The following is a 15,918-nucleotide window of genomic DNA, read 5'->3' on the forward strand; positions in this document are numbered from 1 at the left end:
TGCCGGTCCTCAACATGAACAATCGTTCATAGACGAACGTGTCGCGTTGCCGCGACGTGATGCACCGTTAAGGTCCCGGCCCAGCACTATCTGTTGGGGACTGAAATCCATGCGCCTTGCCGCTTCATCCGTAGCCCTGGCCGCCCTTGTGGCCGTCGCTTCACCCGTTATGGCCCATGCTCCGGCCGCCGCGACCGCTGTGACCGCGCCGTCGGCCACGCCGCTGCGCGGGGCGCCGGTGTCCGAACTGGTCGCCCGCGTCGATATTCCGTGGAAGCGCTTCCAGTTGGACAACGGCCTGACGGTCCTGGTGAACGAGGACCACAAGGCGCCGGTCGTGGCGGTGTCGGTCTGGTATAATGTCGGCTCCAAGGACGAGCCCAAGGGCTCGACCGGGTTCGCCCACCTGTTCGAACACCTGATGTTCGGCGGATCGGAGAACTCGCCGTCCAGCCACATCCAGACGATGAATGCGGCGGGCGCCACGGGCCTGAACGGCACGACCTGGTTCGACCGCACCAACTATTTCCAGACGGTGCCGACCCCGGCGCTGGACTACACCCTGTATCTGGAATCCGACCGCATGGGCTACCTGCTGGGGCAGGTCAGTCAGGAGGTCCTGGATCTGCAACGCGGCGTCGTCCAGAACGAAAAGCGCCAGGGCGACAACCAGCCCTACGGCCTGACCTACTACGCCACGCTGGAAGCGCTGTTCCCCGAGGGTCACCCCTATCGCCACTCGACCATCGGTTCGATGGCTGACCTGGATTCGGCCAGCATGGAGACGGTGCGCGACTGGTTCCGTGAGAACTACGGCCCCAACAACGCCATCCTGGTCCTGTCCGGCGACATCGACGAGGCCAAGGCCCGCGAGCTGACCCAGAAATACTTCGGCGCCATCGCCCGCGGCCCGGTCAACACCCCGGCGGCGGCCCCGATCCCGACCCTGGCGGCCCCCGTCGAGCAGGTGCTGCACGACCGCGTGGCCCAGACCCGCATCAGCCGCACCTGGACGACGCCGGGCCTGAACGACCCGGACTCGGTGCCGCTGAGCGTCGGCGCCTCGGTGCTGGGGGGACTGGCCAGTTCGCGTCTGGACAATGTCCTGGTGCGCGACGAGCAGATCGCCTCCAGCGTCTCGGCTGGCAACCAGGCCTTCCAGCGCGTCAGCATGTTCAGCTATTCGGCCATGGTGAAGCCAGGCGCCGACGCCGACGCCGTGGCCCGCCGCATGGACGCCGTCCTGGCGGACCTGATCGCCAACGGCCCGACCCAGGACGAGATCGACCGCGTCGTGACCCAATACGCCTCGCGCCGCATCCAGGGTCTGGAAATGGCCAACGGCAAGGCCTCGGTCCTGGCCGAGGGTCAGCTCTATTCGGGCGATCCCGATTTCTACAAGAAGGAACTGGCGGCCTATGCCGCCGTGACGCCGGCCCAGGTGCAGGCCGCCCTGAAGAAGTGGCTGAGCCGCCCGGTCTATAGCCAGATCGTCATGCCGGGCGACCGCGAGGCCTACGTCGACGCCGCCGCCGCCCCGTCGGGCGCGACCCCGACGCCGGCCGCCCCGATCCAGCGCGTGGCCCGCGAGGCGACCCCGGCCATCGGCGAAGTGTCCAACGTCGACTTCCCCGCCGTCGAGCGCGCCGCCCTGTCGAACGGGATCGAGGTGGTCTACGCCCGCTCGACCACCGTGCCGGTGACCCGCGTGGCGCTGGAGTTCGACGCCGGCGTCGCCGCCGACCGCGCCGATCGTCTGGGCGCCCACACCCTGATGCTGAACGTCATGCAGGAAGGCACGACGACGCGCGACTCCAAGGCCCTGGCCGAGGCACAGGAACGCCTGGGCGCCAGCGTCTCGGTCGGCTCGTCGATGGACCGCACCGTCGCCAGCCTGTCGGCGGTGACCACAAACCTGCAGCCGTCGCTGACCCTGCTGTCGGACGTGGTGCGCAACCCCGCCTTCGCCCCCAGCGAGGTCGAGCGCCTGCGCGCCGTGCGTCTGGCGGCCCTGGCCAATGAGAAGACCCAGCCGGCTTCGATCGCCGGTCGCGCCCTGCCGCCGCTGATCTATGGCGAGAGCCACCCCTATGGTCGTTCGTTCAGCGGCTCCGGCGACGAGGCCGTCATCCGCGGCCTGACGCGCGCCGACCTGGTCGCCGACCACGCCGCCTGGGTCCGCCCGGACAACGCCAAGCTGTTTGTGGTCTCGGATCTGCCCCTGGCCGAGCTGAAGCCGCAACTGGAGGCCGCCTTCGGCGACTGGCGCGCCCCGACGACGGCCAAGGGAACCAAGACGTTCACCGCCGCCCTGCCCCAGACCTCGGCCCGCATCGTCCTGATCGACCGTCCGCAGTCGCCGCAGTCGCTGATCTACGGCGGTCAGGTCCTGCCGGTGTCGGGCACCGACGACCTGCTGACCCTGACCACGGCCAATACCGTGCTGGGTGCGGACTTCCTGTCGCGGATCAACGCCGACCTGCGCGAGACCAAGGGCTGGTCCTACGGCGTGCGCGGCAATGTCAGCACCCTGCAGAACCGCTCGCCCTACATCGTCAACGCCCCGGTCCAGGCCAACCGCACAGGCGAGTCGATCGCCGCCCTGATCGGCCAGTACGAGCGCTTCCTCGGCGCCGACGGCGTGACCCAGGCCGAGCGCGACCGCACGGTTCTGGGCGACACGCGCGGCCTGTCGGGCAGCTATGAGACCTCGGCCCAGGTGCTGGGCGCCCTGCGCTCCAACGCCCTCTATGGCCGTCCCGACGGCTATCAGGAGGCCCTGGCCGGCCGCATCAACGCCCTGACGGCGCAACAGATGGACGCCGCCGCCCGCGCCGCCATCAAGCCTGACACCTTCGTCTGGGTGGTGGTCGGCGACGCCTCGGTGGTCAAGCCGCAGTTGGACGCGCTCGGCCTGCCGGTCGAGGTGCGTGCGGCCGCGGCGCCGACGACGGCCCAGTAGGCCGCGTCAGTCGAGACGAACAGAAAGGCCGGCGGGGCGACCCCCCGGCCTTTTTTCGTTGTGGCCGCTAGCGCTTCCTGAAGCGGGCGGCGTCAGCGGCCAGGCCGGCGCCCCAGTCGGTCGCGGGGTGGTCGGGCTCGGCGACGAAGGGCAGTTCGCCGGCGACGCCGCGGATCGCCAGCGCCAGAGGCAGGGCGTAGTGGAGCATGAGGCGCAGCGGCTTGCGGCGCTTGTCGGTCACGTCCCAGCCCAGGGCCTCGAAGGCCTCGGCCAGGTCGGCGCCGCTCAGGCGGTGGATGTCGTCCCAGTCGGCGGGAAGCGTCACAGCCTCGGCTTCGTCGCCGGTCAGGCCGAACAGGGCGCTGGTCAGGGCGTCGATCTCGGGGAATTCGTCGCGGGCGTCGGGATCGGCGTAGCGCGGCTTCATCAGCGCCTTCAGTTCCAGATCATCGACGCCGGGCAGGTCGATCAGGCGGCGCATGGGGGCTTGGGTCATGAGCCGCCCTCTAGCACGCCTGTCGGCGGTTGACCGCGCCCACGTGCGGGTCGAGGCTGGCGGGGCGTCAACAGAGAAGGCCTCGCCCATGCCGACCGACCTGCCCACCGCCGCCCGTGCGCCGCGCCTGGCCGTCCTGATCGACGGGGAGAACGCCTCGGCCCGGATCGCGGAGGCCCTGTTCACCGAGATCGCCACCCTGGGCGAGGCCTCGGCCCGGCGCATCTATGGCGACGCGGCCAGTCCGGCGCTGCGGTCCTGGATTGACGTCCTGCCCCGTTGGGCCATCCAGTGGCAGCAGAATTTCCAGAACACCAAGGGCAAGAACTCGGGCGACATCGCTCTGGTGATCGACGCCATGGACCTGTTGCACTCGGGGCGGTTCGACGGCTTCTGCCTGGTGTCGTCGGACAGCGACTTCACCCGGCTGGCGGCGCGGATCCGCGAGCAGGGCGTGCCGGTCTATGGCTTTGGCGAGCGCAAGACGCCCGAGAGCTTCCGTCAGGCCTGCACCCGTTTCATCTACACCGAGAACCTGACAGGACGCGGCGGCGGCGGCGGCGATAACGACGAAGCCGCCCCTGCCCCCGCCGAGAAGAAGCCGTCGGACGCGGTGCGCCTGATCGCCGCCGCCATCGCCGACATGGACGAGGACGGCGACGGCTGGGTCAATATCGGCGGCATCGGCAACCGGTTGAGGAACGCCTATCCCGACTTCGACCAGCGCACCTATGGCCACGCCAAGCTGTCAGAGTTGATCCGCGCCACCGGTCGTTTCGACGTCGAGGCCGGGGCCGGCGGGGCCATGCGGGTGCGGGTCAAGCCGCACCGAGCATAGTCAAAGAACATCGTTGTCAAAACGGCCGTTCCGGCGCAATCTGTCAGTCCGCACCTCATGGAGCAGATATATGTTGACGGTTATCGCTGCGGCCGCCGCGCTTTTCATCCTCGATGTTCAGCAACCCGATGCTGCGCCGCCGCCGGCTGGCGTCTCGACGCGCACCATTACGGCCAGTCGACCGGTCGATCCTGATCGGCCGACCCGCACGGTTTGCGCCTGGGAACGGCCGATGGGCAGCACGATCGGACGGCGGGTGTGTCGGAAGGTTCCAATCATGGACGGTCAGAACGAGCGAATGGGGCGCGATACCCTGCGCGGCCTGCAAAGATCGCGTACGCCAGACGTCGGCTGACGCGCCAACCGTCATTCTAGCGGGATAGCCCCTTTCCCCGCGCGCGGGGTGGTCTATGTGTGAGCCATGGCTGCCGCAGAGACCCCCGCAGAGACCTTCAAACGCGCATTAGCCAATGCCGCGCGCGCCTTGGCCGAACAGGCCGAGCTAGAAGTCCACTTCGGCTCGGACGGGCCGAGGCTGGCGAACGGCGTCCTGACCCTGCCCCACCCGCCGCGCGATCCGGGCGCGCCCGAGAGCGCGACCCTGCGCGGTCAGGCGGACAGGCTGGCGCTGCGGCTGGCCAATCACGACGAGGGGCTGAACGCCCGCTTGCGCCCCGTGGATCAGACGGCGGCCGAGGTCTTTGACGCGGTCGAACAGGCACGGGTCGAGGCGGTCGGCGCGCGCGAGCTGAAGGGGGTTCGCAACAATCTAAACGCGGCCCTTCTGACCCGACTGGAGAAGTCCGGCGCCCTGCGGGCCGAGGCCGAGCGGGTGCCGGTGGCCGAGGCGGCGGCGCTTCTGGTGCGCGAACGGCTGACAGGCGAGCCGTCGCGTGACGGACTGAAGACCATGCTGGATCTGGTGCGGTCCAATATGGAGCTGAAGGCGGGGGCCGAACTGGACGCCCTGGCCGCCGTGGCCGACGACCAGACGGCCTTTGCCGCGAAACTGAAGGACGTGCTGCGGGCGCTGGACCTCGATCCCGGCGACGGCCAGGCCGAGGACGCCAACGACGAACAGGGCGAGGACGAACCCGATCAGTCGCAGCAAGACGCGCCCGACGAGCAGGAACAAGAAGAAGAGGACGGCGGCGAAGGCGGTCAGTCGCTGGAAGGCACGGCCGACGACCAGTCCGCCGAGGATGAGCGCCAGACCCGCCCCGACGGCGCCCCCGCCGACCCCGACGGCGAGGCGAACGACGACGGCCCCGAACTGAACGAAGGCGCCCTGCCCAACCGTCAGGACAACACCGACGACGGCCGCGCCGTCAACGCCTACCACGCCTTCACCACCGTCTATGACGAGACCATCGGCGCCGAGGAGCTGTGCGATCCGATGGAGCTGGACCGGCTGCGGTCCCTGCTGGACGCCCAGTTGGCGACCCTGTCGAGCGTCGTGTCGCGCCTGGCCAACAAGCTGCAGCGCCGCCTGATGGCGCAGCAGAACCGCAGTTGGGCCTTTGATCTGGAAGAGGGCGTGCTGGACACCGCGCGCCTGACCCGCGTCATCACCGATCCGACCAGCCCCCTGTCGTTCAAGATGGAGAGCGAAAGCCCGTTCCGGGACACGGTCGTGACCCTGCTGATCGACAACTCGGGCTCGATGCGCGGGCGACCGATCATGGTGGCGGCGGTCTGCGCCGACATCCTGGCGCGGACGCTGGAACGGTGCGGGGTCAAGGTCGAGATCCTGGGCTTCACCACCCGCGCCTGGAAGGGCGGCCAGTCGCGCGAGGCCTGGATCAGCGCGGGCAAGCCCGCCAATCCGGGGCGCCTGAACGACCTGCGCCACATCATCTACAAGTCGGCGGACGCACCCTGGCGCCGGGCCAAGAAGAACCTGGGCCTGATGATGCGCGAGGGCCTGCTGAAGGAAAACATCGACGGCGAGGCCCTGACCTGGGCCCATGAGCGGCTCAAGGGGCGGACCGAGTCGCGCCAGATCCTGATGGTTATCTCGGACGGCTCGCCGGTGGACGACTCGACGCAATCCGCCAATGCGGCGCTCTATCTGGACAAGCACCTGCGTCAGGTGATCGAGCAGATCGAGACGAAGTCGCCGGTCGAACTGATCGCCATCGGCATCGGCCACGACGTGACCCGCTGGTATCGCCGCGCCGTCACCATCGTCGATGTCGAGCAGTTGGCGGGCGTCATGACCGAGAAGCTGGCCGAGCTGTTCGACGCCAAGCCCAAGACGGTGGCCCGGGCGGCGAAGAAGCGCGCGGCTTGAACCGGCGGATCTATGTCGCGGCCCTGGCGGCGCTGACCCTGGCGGCCTGCGCCAGCGCGGTCGTGACCTCGCAGCCGTGGACGCCGACGCCGCAGGCCGACGGCTGGACGCCGATCAGCGTCTCGACCCGCGCGGTGGGGCTGGGCCTGCCGGGCGCAGCGGTGCTCGGCAAGGACGTGCGCTACGCCGGGGGCGTGACGGTGCTGGCCGGCATGGATTCGCCCCTGCACAGCCTGTCGGACCTGAAGCTGACCGGCGACGGCGGCTTCATCGCCGTGTCGGACGTGGGGGATCTGGCGCGTGGCAGGCTGGCGCTGGATGCGCGCGGGCGGCTGATCGGGCTGGAGGGCTTGAGCGTGCGTCGCCTGACCCTGACCGACGGGACGCCAATCAGCCAGAAGATGGAGGGCGACGCCGAGGGATTGGCCGTCACCACGAACGGCGACTTGCTGGTCAGTTTCGAGCGCGACCACCGCATCTGGAACTATGGGCCGCTGAACGCCTTGCGGACGCCGCAGGCCGTGCGACGGCCCGACTTCCCCTTCGCCGAGAACGACGGGATGGAGGGGCTGGCGGCGTCCGGCGACGGCTGGCGCGTGGCGGGTGAATCCGGCGGGGTTTGGGACTGTTCGCCTGCGCGTTGCGCCGTCGCAGCCGCCCCGCCCGAGACGCCTCTGGCCGACAGTGACTATCGCATCACCGGCATGGACCGCGATCCGGCGGGCGGCTGGTTCGTGGTGCAGCGCTCCTATCGCGCCCCGATCGACGTGCGGGCGCGAGTGCGGCGCATGGCGCAGGACGGGACCCTGGGGCCGGTTCTGGTGGAGTTGAAACTGCCCGGAACGACGGATAATTTCGAGGGCATCGCGGTCGAGCGGCGCGGCAACCGGACGCGGCTCTACATCCTGTCCGACGACAATTTCAACGCCGTGCAGCGGACGATGATGCTGGCGTTTGATGTGAGCTGAAGAATTCTCCCTCCCCATGAAGGGGAGGGAGAGGCGTCGAGCCCCTAGATCCGTTCGCTGATCTTGATGGCGGCCTTGCAGCCGACCTTGATGACGCTGCTGAGCAGCCGATAGGCGGGGGCTTCACGACTACCGTGCTCGATGGCGTGGTCGTGGTGGGCCAGTTCCTCTTCGCGGAACTTGGTCAGCTCGGCGGCGAGTTCGGGGTCACGCTCGCGGACCTCCTCGATCTGATCAGCGTAGTGTTTTTCGATGACGCTCTCGACCGCCTCGGTGCAGGCGTGGGCGGCCTTTTCCGAGATCAGGGCCGTGCCGGCGCCGAGCGCCGTGGCGGCCAGCTTCCACAGCGGGATCATGGCCGTGGGGCGCACCCGGTTCTCGGTCAGCAGGGCCTCGAACCGGGCCAGGTGAACGGCCTCGTGGCCCTCCATCTCGGTCAGGTCGGCGGTGATGGCGCCCTTGCCCTTGCGGCCTTCCAGCACGGCGCGCTGGGCGCGGTAGATGTGGACGGCGGCGAACTCGCCCGCGTGATCGACGCGCAGCATTTCGGCCATGCGGGCGCGGGTCTGGCCCACGCCGGGGCGCGGCAGGGGGATGCGGCGGGCGGCGGCGACGGTGTCGGATGCGTCGGTCATGATCCCCTCTTCTTAAGCCTTGGGCGCGCGCGCGTCCTTGGGACGTTTCGCCGCCAGCAGACTGAAGATCGCCAGCGCCAAGGAGATCAGGAAGTTCCAGCCCGCCATCGAGACCCCGAGCATGCTCCAGGACACGTCGCCGCAGCCGACGATGGGTTTGATCTCGGCCGTGCCGTCGGCCAGGGCGTTCAGCGCGCTGAAGTCGATGGCGGTCGAGGGCGCGGCCGAACAGGTGGCCGGCAGGGCCCACCAATGCAGCTCGCCGCCCGCGTGGAAGCCCGCCGTAATCGCGCCGGTGAAGAAGACGGCGGCCAGCAGGAAGGAGGCGATGCGCGGCGTGCCGCGGCTGGCGCGGCTGAACACGGCCCAGAAGGTGGCGGCCCCGGCGATGGCCACGGCGGCCCAATAGACCTCACGCTGCTTGAGGCAGAGGTTGCAGGGCGGCAGGCCGCCGAACCGCTCGAAGGCGTGGGCCGCGCCGAGCATGGCCAGAGAGGCCGCCAGCGCGAAGGCGGTCCACCAGCGGGTCAGGAGTTGATACAGGCGCGTCATGGCGCCTTTCTTAGCCTCAGCCGAAGCCCGCGTCGATCAGTGACCGACAAGCTTGACCGCAAAGACGGCGCCGACCAGCAGGACCAGGAAAAGCACGGTGAAAAGCGCCAGCCTTTTCTCGATGACGGCCAGCATGGGCTCGCCCCAGCGCTTGAGCACAAAGGCCACCAGGAAGAAGCGGGCGCCGCGCGTGACGACGCACAGGGCGACGAACAGGGCCAGGTTGAACTGGAAGATACCCGAGGCGATGGTGATCAGCTTGAACGGGATCGGAGTCAGCCCCTTGATCAGGATGACCCAGGCGCCGTGCTGCTGGAACAGGGCCTTGGAGGCCTCGAACGTGTCGGCCTTGCCCAGAACCGCCAGCATCCACATCCCGACCGGCTCGAGGAAGAAGCCGATGGCGTAGCCCAACAGGCCACCCAGCACCGACGCCACGGTGCAGACCGTGGCGTAGAAGTAGGCGCGCTCGGGCTTGGCCAGCACCATGGGCGCCAGCATGACGTCCGGCGGAATGGGGAAGAAGGAGCTCTCCGCGAAGGAGACCACGGCCAGCGACCGGGTCGCGTGACGGTGGCGGGCCAGAGAGAAGACCCAGTCATAGAGCTTGCGAAGCATACAGGCGTCCCGGTTGAGCCTGGGGCTCTAGCAGGCTGGAAGCGCGCGCGCATCCGCCGATAATCGCCTGCGACACCGCAACGTGTCCTGTTTCGATGCAGCTCCGCCTTGCGCCCGACCGGGGCCGCCCATTAGGTTCCGCCCCAATCGGCGGCAGCAGCCGCCACAAAATACAGTGAGAGGAGACGCGTCATGCAGGACGCCGCCGCCAAACTCGACCAGGAAAACCCGCTGGGCGTGGACGGTTTCGAATTCGTCGAATTCACCGGTCCCGAGCCCGAGGCCATGGTCGCCCGGCTGGAGCTGATGGGCTTCACCCCGACCCATGTGAACCCGACCACCGACGCGGTGCGCCTGAAGCAGGGCGACATCACCATGCTGGTCAACCGCGCGCCCAAGGGCCAGGCGGCGGACTTCGCCAAGGACCACGGCCCCTCGGCCAACGGCATGGCCTTCCGCGTCGCTGACGCCAAGGCCGCCTTCGAGGGCGCGCTGGAACGCGGCGCCGTCAAGGCCGAGGGCGTCAACGGCGGCGCGCTGGGCAACGACTACCCTTACATCCTGCAAGGCATTGGCGGTTCGCTGCTCTACGTCATCGACCAGTATGGCGAGCACGGCTCGCTGTATGAGGCCTGGGACGAGATCGAGGGCTGGGAAGAGGCCGAGCGCAAGAACTCCATGGGTCTGGAGATCCTGGACCACCTGACGCACAATGTGCGTCGCGGCGAGATGCGCACCTGGTCGGGCTTCTATGGTTCGGTGTTCAACTTCGAAGAGCAGAAGTATTTCGACATCAAGGGCAAGGCGACCGGCCTGTTCTCTCAGGCCATGATCGCGCCCGACCGCGCCATCCGCATCCCGCTGAACGAGAGCCAGGACGACAACTCGCAGATCGAGGAGTTCCTGCGTCGCTATAACGGCGAGGGCATCCAGCACATCGCCCTGACCACCGAGAACATCTTCGAGACGGTCGAGGCCATGAAGGCGCGCGGCGTGGACTTCCAGGACACGATCGAGACCTATTTCGAACTGATCGACAAGCGCCTGCCCAACCACGGCGAAGACGTGGAGCGGATGCGCAAGAACCGCATCCTGATCGATGGTTCGGACGAAGAAGGCCTGCTGCTGCAGATCTTCACCCAGGACACCTTTGGCCCGATCTTCTTCGAGATCATCCAGCGCAAGGGCAATGAGGGCTTCGGCAATGGCAACTTCCAGGCCCTGTTCGACTCGATCGAGCTGGACCAGATCCGTCGCGGCGTCATCAAGGTCGACGCCTGAATGAAGATGCGGCCGCCGCACTGGCTGCCCTATCTGGGCCCTGCGTTTGCGGGACTGGCGGCGGGTTTGGCTGACAGGCAATGGCCTGAGGGTGGGTTCTGGGGAATCCTCTTGATCGCCCTGATCTTCGGCTTTGCCCCCATCGTGATCTACCGCGTCTGGAAACGACTGCACCACCGTTGAGGACTTCCTCCCCATGACCATGGGGAGGGGGGCCACGAAGTGGTGGAGGGGGCGGCGCTGACATCAGCCGCCTGTGCCGCCCCTCTCCGTCACGACCGCTTGCGCGTCCGTGCCGCCTCCCCACAGAGTGGGGAGGAAATATCCGAGGGGAAATCGCCGATGAAATCCATCCTGACCGCCACAGCCGCCCTGACAACCAGCGTCCTGGCCCTGCTGGCGTCGCCCGCGCTCGCGCAGGAGGCGCCGACCTGGTCCCTGGCCATCCACGGCGGCGCAGGCGTCATCGAGCGCGCCAGCCTGAGCCCGGAGCGCGACGCCGCCTATCGCGCCGGTCTGCAGGCGGCGCTGGACGCCGGTTCGGCCGTGCTGGCGAACGGGGGCTCGTCGCTGGACGCGGTTCAGGCCGCGGTTCAGACCATGGAGGACAATCCCTTGTTCAACGCCGGACGCGGCGCGGTGTTCACCGCCGCCGGCAAGAACGAGTTGGATGCCGCCGTAATGAACGGGGCCGACCTGACGGCGGGGGCCGTGGCCGGTCTGACCCGCACCCGCCATCCGATCGCGGCGGCGCGCGCGGTGATGGAGAAGTCGCCCCACGTCATGCTGATCGGCGAAGGCGCCGAGACCTTCGCCGCCTCGGTCGGTCTGGAGCAGGTGGAGCCCGACTTCTTCTTCACCGAGAGCCGCTGGCAGGCCCTGCTGAAGGCCCTGCGCGACAAGGGCCTGCCCCTCCCGCCGCGCCCTGAAGGCGCCCCGCCGGAACCGGCGACCCTGGCCCGGCCGGTTCCGCTGGCCTCCCTGAACGAAGCCCCGCTGGACGAGCGCAAGTTCGGCACCGTCGGCGCCGTGGCCCTGGACAGCCAGGGCCGTCTGGCGGCCGCCACCTCGACCGGCGGCATGACCGCCAAGCAGTGGGGCCGGGTCGGCGACGTGCCGGTCATCGGCGCCGGGACCTACGCCTCCAACGCCGACGGCTGCGCCGTCTCGGCCACCGGCTCGGGCGAGTATTTCATCCGCGCCACCGTGGCGCGCGACATCTGCCATCGCACCGCCGAAGGCATGGCGGTCAAGCCCGCCGCCGACGCCGAGATTGCTGAAGTCGGGGCCATTGGCGGCGACGGCGGCGTCATCGTCATGGGCAAGGACGGCACGGTCGCCTTCTCGATGAACACCTCGGGCATGTATCGCGGCGAGGCCGGTTCGGGCCGCACCTCGCGTGTCGCCATCTACGCCGACGAGGAAACCCCGCGATGACCGGCAGGGTCGTCGATCTGGAGCAGAAGTTCGGCGGCTTTTCCGACCACTGGCGGCCGCGCGTCGCGGCGCAGCTGAACGGACAGGACGTGCGGCTGGTCAAGGTCCAGGGGGTCTTCCCCTGGCACAGCCACGCGGACGCCGAGGAGATGTTTCTGGTCTGGAAGGGGCGGTTCCGCGTCGAGTTCCGCGACCGCATCGAGACCCTCGGTCCCGGCCAGTTCATCGTCGTGCCGCGCGGGATCGAGCACCGCACCGCCGCCGACGAAGAGGCCGAGGTGATGATTTTCGAGCCCTCCGAAGTGATCAACACCGGCGACGCCCCGCCCTCGGACTTCACCGCGCCTTCGGGCCAGACGATTTGACCCAGCCTCTATGAGCACCCGCGACCATCCCGGCGTCATCGCCCCGCCGCCGCTGATCTATCTCGGTTTCCTGCTGGCCGGGTACGGCGTCGGCCAACTGGTCAGCGAGCCGTCGCTGGGCCTCAACGTCGATCTGCGGCGCGGACTGGCCTTTACGCTGGTGATCGGCGGCCTGCTGCTGGACGGGATCGCGGCCGGGACCTTCCGCCGCCTGGGCACGCCGCCCGAGCCGTGGAAGCCGACCACGGCCCTGGCCACCGGCGGCCTCTACAAATACAGCCGCAACCCCATCTATGTCGGCTTCGGCATCACCTACGCCGGGTTCGCCCTGGCCATGGACAGCCCGGTCGCATTGGCCCTGCTGGTGCCCTGTCTGATCGTGATCGACCGCTTCGTCATCGCGCGTGAAGAAACCTATCTGAGCGCCAAGTTCGGCGCCGAGTATCAAGCCTACAAAGGAAAGGTCCGCCGATGGCTGTGACCCCGAACCGCCCCGCGCCCCACGCCGACGAACTGTCGGAAATGACCATCGAGGAACTGGACGCCGCCTGCAGCCTGCACTGGGTCGAGATGAAATCCGTCACCCCCTGGGGCGACACCTATGAAGGCACGGCCCCGTCCGGCCGCGCGGTCCAGATCGAGCGTCGCTACCTGTGGGCACATGAGCCCGCGGGCGCCATCGCCGTCGAGGTCGAGGTGCGCGACCCGGCCCTGCGCACCGGGGCTGAGGCCCGCGCCGTGATCTCGCCCCCAAACAGTTGATCGAACTGCGGCTTTTCGGTCGCCGACGCCGCTTCCCAACCGCCTCGCGCCGGATTAGCTTCGCCTCATGAAACTCGCCTCGCTCAAGCACGGCCGTGACGGCCGCCTCGTCGTCGTCTCCAATGACCTGAACTGGTTCACGGACGCCTTCCTGATCGCCCCCACCCTACAGGCGGCGCTGGATGACTGGGACCGTTGCGAGCCCCTGTTGCGGGCCCTGGCCGAAAGCCTGGAGCACGAAGGCGTGCCGCGCGGCCGCTTCCATGAGCGCGACGCCGCCGCTCCCCTGCCCCGCGCCTATCAGTGGGCCGATGGCTCGGCCTATGTGAACCACGTCGAACTGGTGCGCAAAGCCCGCAACGCCGAGATGCCGGCGACCTTCTGGACCGATCCTCTGATGTATCAGGGCGGTTCCGACCACTTCATGGGCCCGCGCGACGCCATCCCGCTGAAGGACGAGGCCTGGGGCTGCGACCTGGAGGCCGAGATCGTGGTCGTGACCGGCGACGTGCCCCTGGGCGCCAGCCGCGACGAGGCCCTGGCCTCGATCCGTCTGGTTGGCCTGGTCAACGACGTCAGCCTGCGCAACCTGATCCCCGGCGAACTGGCCAAGGGCTTCGGTTTCGTCCAGTCCAAGCCGGCCAGCGCTCTGTCGCCGGTCTTCGTCACCCCGGATGCGCTGGGTGACCGCTGGAAGGACGGCAAGCTGTCGGGCGCCTTGCTGGTGCAACTGAACGGCCAGGACTTCGGTCAGGCCGACGCGGGCGTCGACATGACCTTCGACTTCGGCGTCCTGATCGCCCATCTGGCCAAGACCCGCGCCCTGATCGCCGGCTCGATCATCGGTTCGGGCACGGTGTCGAACAAGGACGCCGACGGCGGTCCCGGCAAGCCGGTGGCCGAAGGCGGTCTGGGCTATTCCTGCATCGCCGAAGTCCGCACCGTCGAGACCATCCTGACCGGCGAGGCCAAGACCCCCTTCCTCAAGCATGGCGACACCGTCCGCATCGAAATGCTGGACGACAAGCACCACACCCTCTTCGGCGCCATCGAACAGACGGTCGCGCCCGCCTGATCTCCGCTTTTCGAGCGCCGTTCGTCGGGTTAGGCTGACGGCGTTCGGAGGGGGAGTTCCGTCATGTCGCCGCAAACCATGGGGCCGCTAATCGGCATCGGCGTGGCCCTGATCATCATCCTGCTGCGTAATCGGCGCAAACGGACCCTGCGGCCGCACCTGCTGTGGGTCATGCCCTTGCTGGTCACGGCGGCGATCGGCTTTGGCCTGTGGGCCAACACCCAGCATCCGCATTTCGGCCCCCTGGCCTGGATCGCCTTCATCGCGGCTCTGGCGCTTGGCTGCCTCGCCGGCTGGCAGCGCGGCAAGACCATCACCATCGAGAAGGAGCCGGACGGCTCGCTGAAGGCCCAGGCCTCGCCCCTGGGGCTGATTCTGGTCGTCGGCCTGTTCGCGGCGCGCGCGGGCCTGCGCGAGGTGATGGAAGCCAACGCCGCCGCCTGGCATCTGGACGCCGTGGTCGTCACCGACGCCTTCATGCTGTTCGCCGTCGGCATGATCGTGACCCAGCGCATCGAACTCTACATCCGCGCCCGCCGCATCCTGGCCGGCGGAAGCGACAGCCATGTCGAGATCGCGGCGTGAAGACCGCCCTGATCGCCGCCGCAGCCCTGGCCCACGCCATCCCCCTCCTGGCCCAGGACACGGCGAGCGACTGGGACATGACCCGCGATCCGGACAAGAAACTGGTCATCGCCTACACCGCGTTTGACAACGGCCTGGGCATCGGCGCGCGCTGCATGAACGGCTCGTTCCAGGTCTTGATCAGCGGCTTGCCCCCGGCAACCGGCGCGACGCGCACCTTGAAGGTCGCGTTCCAGGACGACGACTTCAACGACCAGCGCTGGAATGTGGCCGAGAACCCCGTGGTCGCCATCAGCGACAGCCCCAGCCCCCTGGCCCGCGACATGCGCGAAGGCGGCAAGATGCAGGTCATTGTGCCGGGAGGCGGCGAGGGCGGACGCAATCTGCGCTATGTTCTGGACCTGCCCGCCTCGAGCACCGCCATCGACGAAGCCTTGCAAGCCTGCGGTCGCCCCTTGGTCGATCCACGCGACGCAGAACTCGACGCCCTCGCGGACGACGGGCTGCCGCTAGACACTGAGTGGTCGCGGCCCCCGAACCCGCCTATCCTCGGGGACGGACCTATTCCCGCGGGTTCGCCACGGTGAGTTGCTTGACCCAGCCCGACGGCCGCGTGCGCGACTGCGTGGTCGAGACGGAGCACCCCATCGACGGCGGTTTCGGCCAGGCGGCGATTGAGGCGACGCGTCGCGCTCGGCTGCGGAACAAGAATGGCGGCGAGGTGCCGTTGGGCATGATCCAGTACCGAACCACCTTTACGATGGAATCCTCCCCCTCCACGGGAAGCCGTCTGAGATCCAATTAATCGTCAGCGCTGCGATTGACCCCCCGAATTCCGCCGCTAGATTGCGCGCCTCCCAGACCTGTGCCGGTGTGGTGGAATTGGTAGACGCGCTGGATTCAAAATCCTGTTCCGAGAGGAGTGCCGGTTCGAGCCCGGCCACCGGCACCACATCTGGATGAGCGCCCCAAGGCGCCGTCTTCTTTTTGACCGACATCGTCATCGACCCGAACGCAGCCTTAGCCGTTCTGGCGCATTCCGCTTGGCGAG

General features: G+C 68.4%; 19 protein-coding genes and 1 tRNA gene. 16 read left to right on the forward strand and 4 right to left on the reverse strand.

Annotated features, from left to right (window positions below):
- Window positions 1-109 precede the first annotated feature (109 nt).
- On the forward strand, window positions 110-2,962 hold the full coding sequence (locus CQ039_RS11675) for a pitrilysin family protein (RefSeq protein WP_105562501.1): 2,853 nt from the start codon (window positions 110-112) through the stop codon (window positions 2,960-2,962).
- A gap of 67 nt (window positions 2,963-3,029) precedes the next feature.
- Here the strand turns inward: CQ039_RS11675 and CQ039_RS11680 are convergent, their stop codons facing one another.
- Window positions 3,030-3,458: a hypothetical protein gene (locus CQ039_RS11680; protein ID WP_105562502.1), complete on the reverse strand. Its 429-nt coding sequence runs from the start codon at window positions 3,456-3,458 to the stop codon at window positions 3,030-3,032.
- Here CQ039_RS11680 and CQ039_RS11685 point away from each other — a divergent pair.
- From CQ039_RS11685 to CQ039_RS11695, 4 genes are all read left to right on the forward strand, one after another.
- Window positions 3,457-4,296, forward strand: coding sequence for an NYN domain-containing protein (locus tag CQ039_RS11685; protein WP_233190144.1), 840 nt, complete (start codon window positions 3,457-3,459; stop codon window positions 4,294-4,296). The genes CQ039_RS11680 and CQ039_RS11685 overlap by 2 nt on opposite strands.
- A 70-nt stretch (window positions 4,297-4,366) precedes the next feature.
- Window positions 4,367-4,651, forward strand: a complete 285-nt coding sequence (locus CQ039_RS16555) for a hypothetical protein (RefSeq protein ID WP_146112095.1) — start codon at window positions 4,367-4,369, stop codon at window positions 4,649-4,651.
- A gap of 66 nt (window positions 4,652-4,717) precedes the next feature.
- Window positions 4,718-6,589, forward strand: a complete 1,872-nt coding sequence (cobT, locus tag CQ039_RS11690; RefSeq protein WP_105562504.1) for a cobaltochelatase subunit CobT — start codon at window positions 4,718-4,720, stop codon at window positions 6,587-6,589.
- Window positions 6,586-7,557, forward strand: coding sequence for an esterase-like activity of phytase family protein (locus tag CQ039_RS11695; RefSeq protein ID WP_105562505.1), 972 nt, complete (start codon window positions 6,586-6,588; stop codon window positions 7,555-7,557). Before cobT ends, CQ039_RS11695 begins: the two co-directional genes overlap by 4 nt.
- Before the next feature lie 44 nt (window positions 7,558-7,601).
- Here CQ039_RS11695 and CQ039_RS11700 read toward each other — a convergent pair whose 3' ends face one another.
- From CQ039_RS11700 to CQ039_RS11710, 3 genes are read right to left on the reverse strand one after another with little or no spacing between them, the layout of a single operon-like run.
- Entirely contained in the window at window positions 7,602-8,192 is a 591-nt protein-coding gene (locus tag CQ039_RS11700) for a demethoxyubiquinone hydroxylase family protein (protein ID WP_105562506.1), read from the reverse strand.
- Window positions 8,193-8,204: 12 nt separating this feature from the next.
- Window positions 8,205-8,744 (reverse strand): disulfide bond formation protein B, encoded by a 540-nt coding sequence (locus CQ039_RS11705; protein WP_105562507.1) that lies wholly within the window; start codon window positions 8,742-8,744, stop codon window positions 8,205-8,207.
- Window positions 8,745-8,780: 36 nt separating this feature from the next.
- Entirely contained in the window at window positions 8,781-9,362 is a 582-nt protein-coding gene (locus tag CQ039_RS11710) for a YqaA family protein (RefSeq protein WP_105562508.1), read from the reverse strand.
- 192 nt (window positions 9,363-9,554) lie between these two features.
- On the opposite strand from CQ039_RS11710, the gene hppD reads away from it, so the two are divergent.
- The 11 genes from hppD (at window position 9,555) to CQ039_RS11765 (ending at window position 15,819) form a co-directional block, all read left to right on the forward strand.
- Entirely contained in the window at window positions 9,555-10,643 is a 1,089-nt protein-coding gene (gene hppD, locus CQ039_RS11715) for a 4-hydroxyphenylpyruvate dioxygenase (RefSeq protein WP_105562509.1), read from the forward strand.
- Window positions 10,644-10,826 carry a hypothetical protein gene (locus CQ039_RS11720; protein WP_105562510.1) on the forward strand — a complete coding sequence of 61 codons (183 nt, stop codon included), beginning with the start codon at window positions 10,644-10,646 and terminating at the stop codon, window positions 10,824-10,826. It begins immediately after the preceding gene.
- A gap of 159 nt (window positions 10,827-10,985) precedes the next feature.
- Window positions 10,986-12,080 carry an isoaspartyl peptidase/L-asparaginase family protein gene (locus CQ039_RS11725; RefSeq protein WP_105562511.1) on the forward strand — a complete coding sequence of 365 codons (1,095 nt, stop codon included), beginning with the start codon at window positions 10,986-10,988 and terminating at the stop codon, window positions 12,078-12,080.
- Window positions 12,077-12,445: a cupin domain-containing protein gene (locus CQ039_RS11730; RefSeq protein WP_105562512.1), complete on the forward strand. Its 369-nt coding sequence runs from the start codon at window positions 12,077-12,079 to the stop codon at window positions 12,443-12,445. Before CQ039_RS11725 ends, CQ039_RS11730 begins: the two co-directional genes overlap by 4 nt.
- 10 nt (window positions 12,446-12,455) lie before the next feature.
- On the forward strand, window positions 12,456-12,926 hold the full coding sequence (locus CQ039_RS11735; RefSeq protein ID WP_105562513.1) for an isoprenylcysteine carboxylmethyltransferase family protein: 471 nt from the start codon (window positions 12,456-12,458) through the stop codon (window positions 12,924-12,926).
- The gene (locus CQ039_RS11740; protein WP_105562514.1) at window positions 12,917-13,207 is read left to right on the forward strand and encodes a hypothetical protein; all 291 of its coding nucleotides are present in this window, start codon (window positions 12,917-12,919) and stop codon (window positions 13,205-13,207) included. The genes CQ039_RS11735 and CQ039_RS11740 overlap by 10 nt, the downstream gene beginning before the upstream one ends.
- A gap of 67 nt (window positions 13,208-13,274) precedes the next feature.
- Window positions 13,275-14,282 carry a fumarylacetoacetate hydrolase family protein gene (locus CQ039_RS11745; protein ID WP_105562515.1) on the forward strand — a complete coding sequence of 336 codons (1,008 nt, stop codon included), beginning with the start codon at window positions 13,275-13,277 and terminating at the stop codon, window positions 14,280-14,282.
- Window positions 14,283-14,345: 63 nt separating this feature from the next.
- Window positions 14,346-14,867, forward strand: coding sequence for a CcdC protein domain-containing protein (locus CQ039_RS11750; protein WP_105562516.1), 522 nt, complete (start codon window positions 14,346-14,348; stop codon window positions 14,865-14,867).
- Window positions 14,864-15,454: a hypothetical protein gene (locus CQ039_RS11755; RefSeq protein WP_105562517.1), complete on the forward strand. Its 591-nt coding sequence runs from the start codon at window positions 14,864-14,866 to the stop codon at window positions 15,452-15,454. Before CQ039_RS11750 ends, CQ039_RS11755 begins: the two co-directional genes overlap by 4 nt.
- A 5-nt stretch (window positions 15,455-15,459) precedes the next feature.
- Window positions 15,460-15,672 (forward strand): hypothetical protein, encoded by a 213-nt coding sequence (locus CQ039_RS11760; RefSeq protein ID WP_158255987.1) that lies wholly within the window; start codon window positions 15,460-15,462, stop codon window positions 15,670-15,672.
- Between the two features lie 62 nt (window positions 15,673-15,734).
- Window positions 15,735-15,819: transfer RNA gene (locus CQ039_RS11765), tRNA-Leu, on the forward strand.
- Window positions 15,820-15,918: the final 99 nt, after the last annotated feature.

Origin of the sequence: Brevundimonas sp. MYb52 (genome assembly GCF_002979535.1) — a bacterium.
Classification (GTDB): domain Bacteria; phylum Pseudomonadota; class Alphaproteobacteria; order Caulobacterales; family Caulobacteraceae; genus Brevundimonas.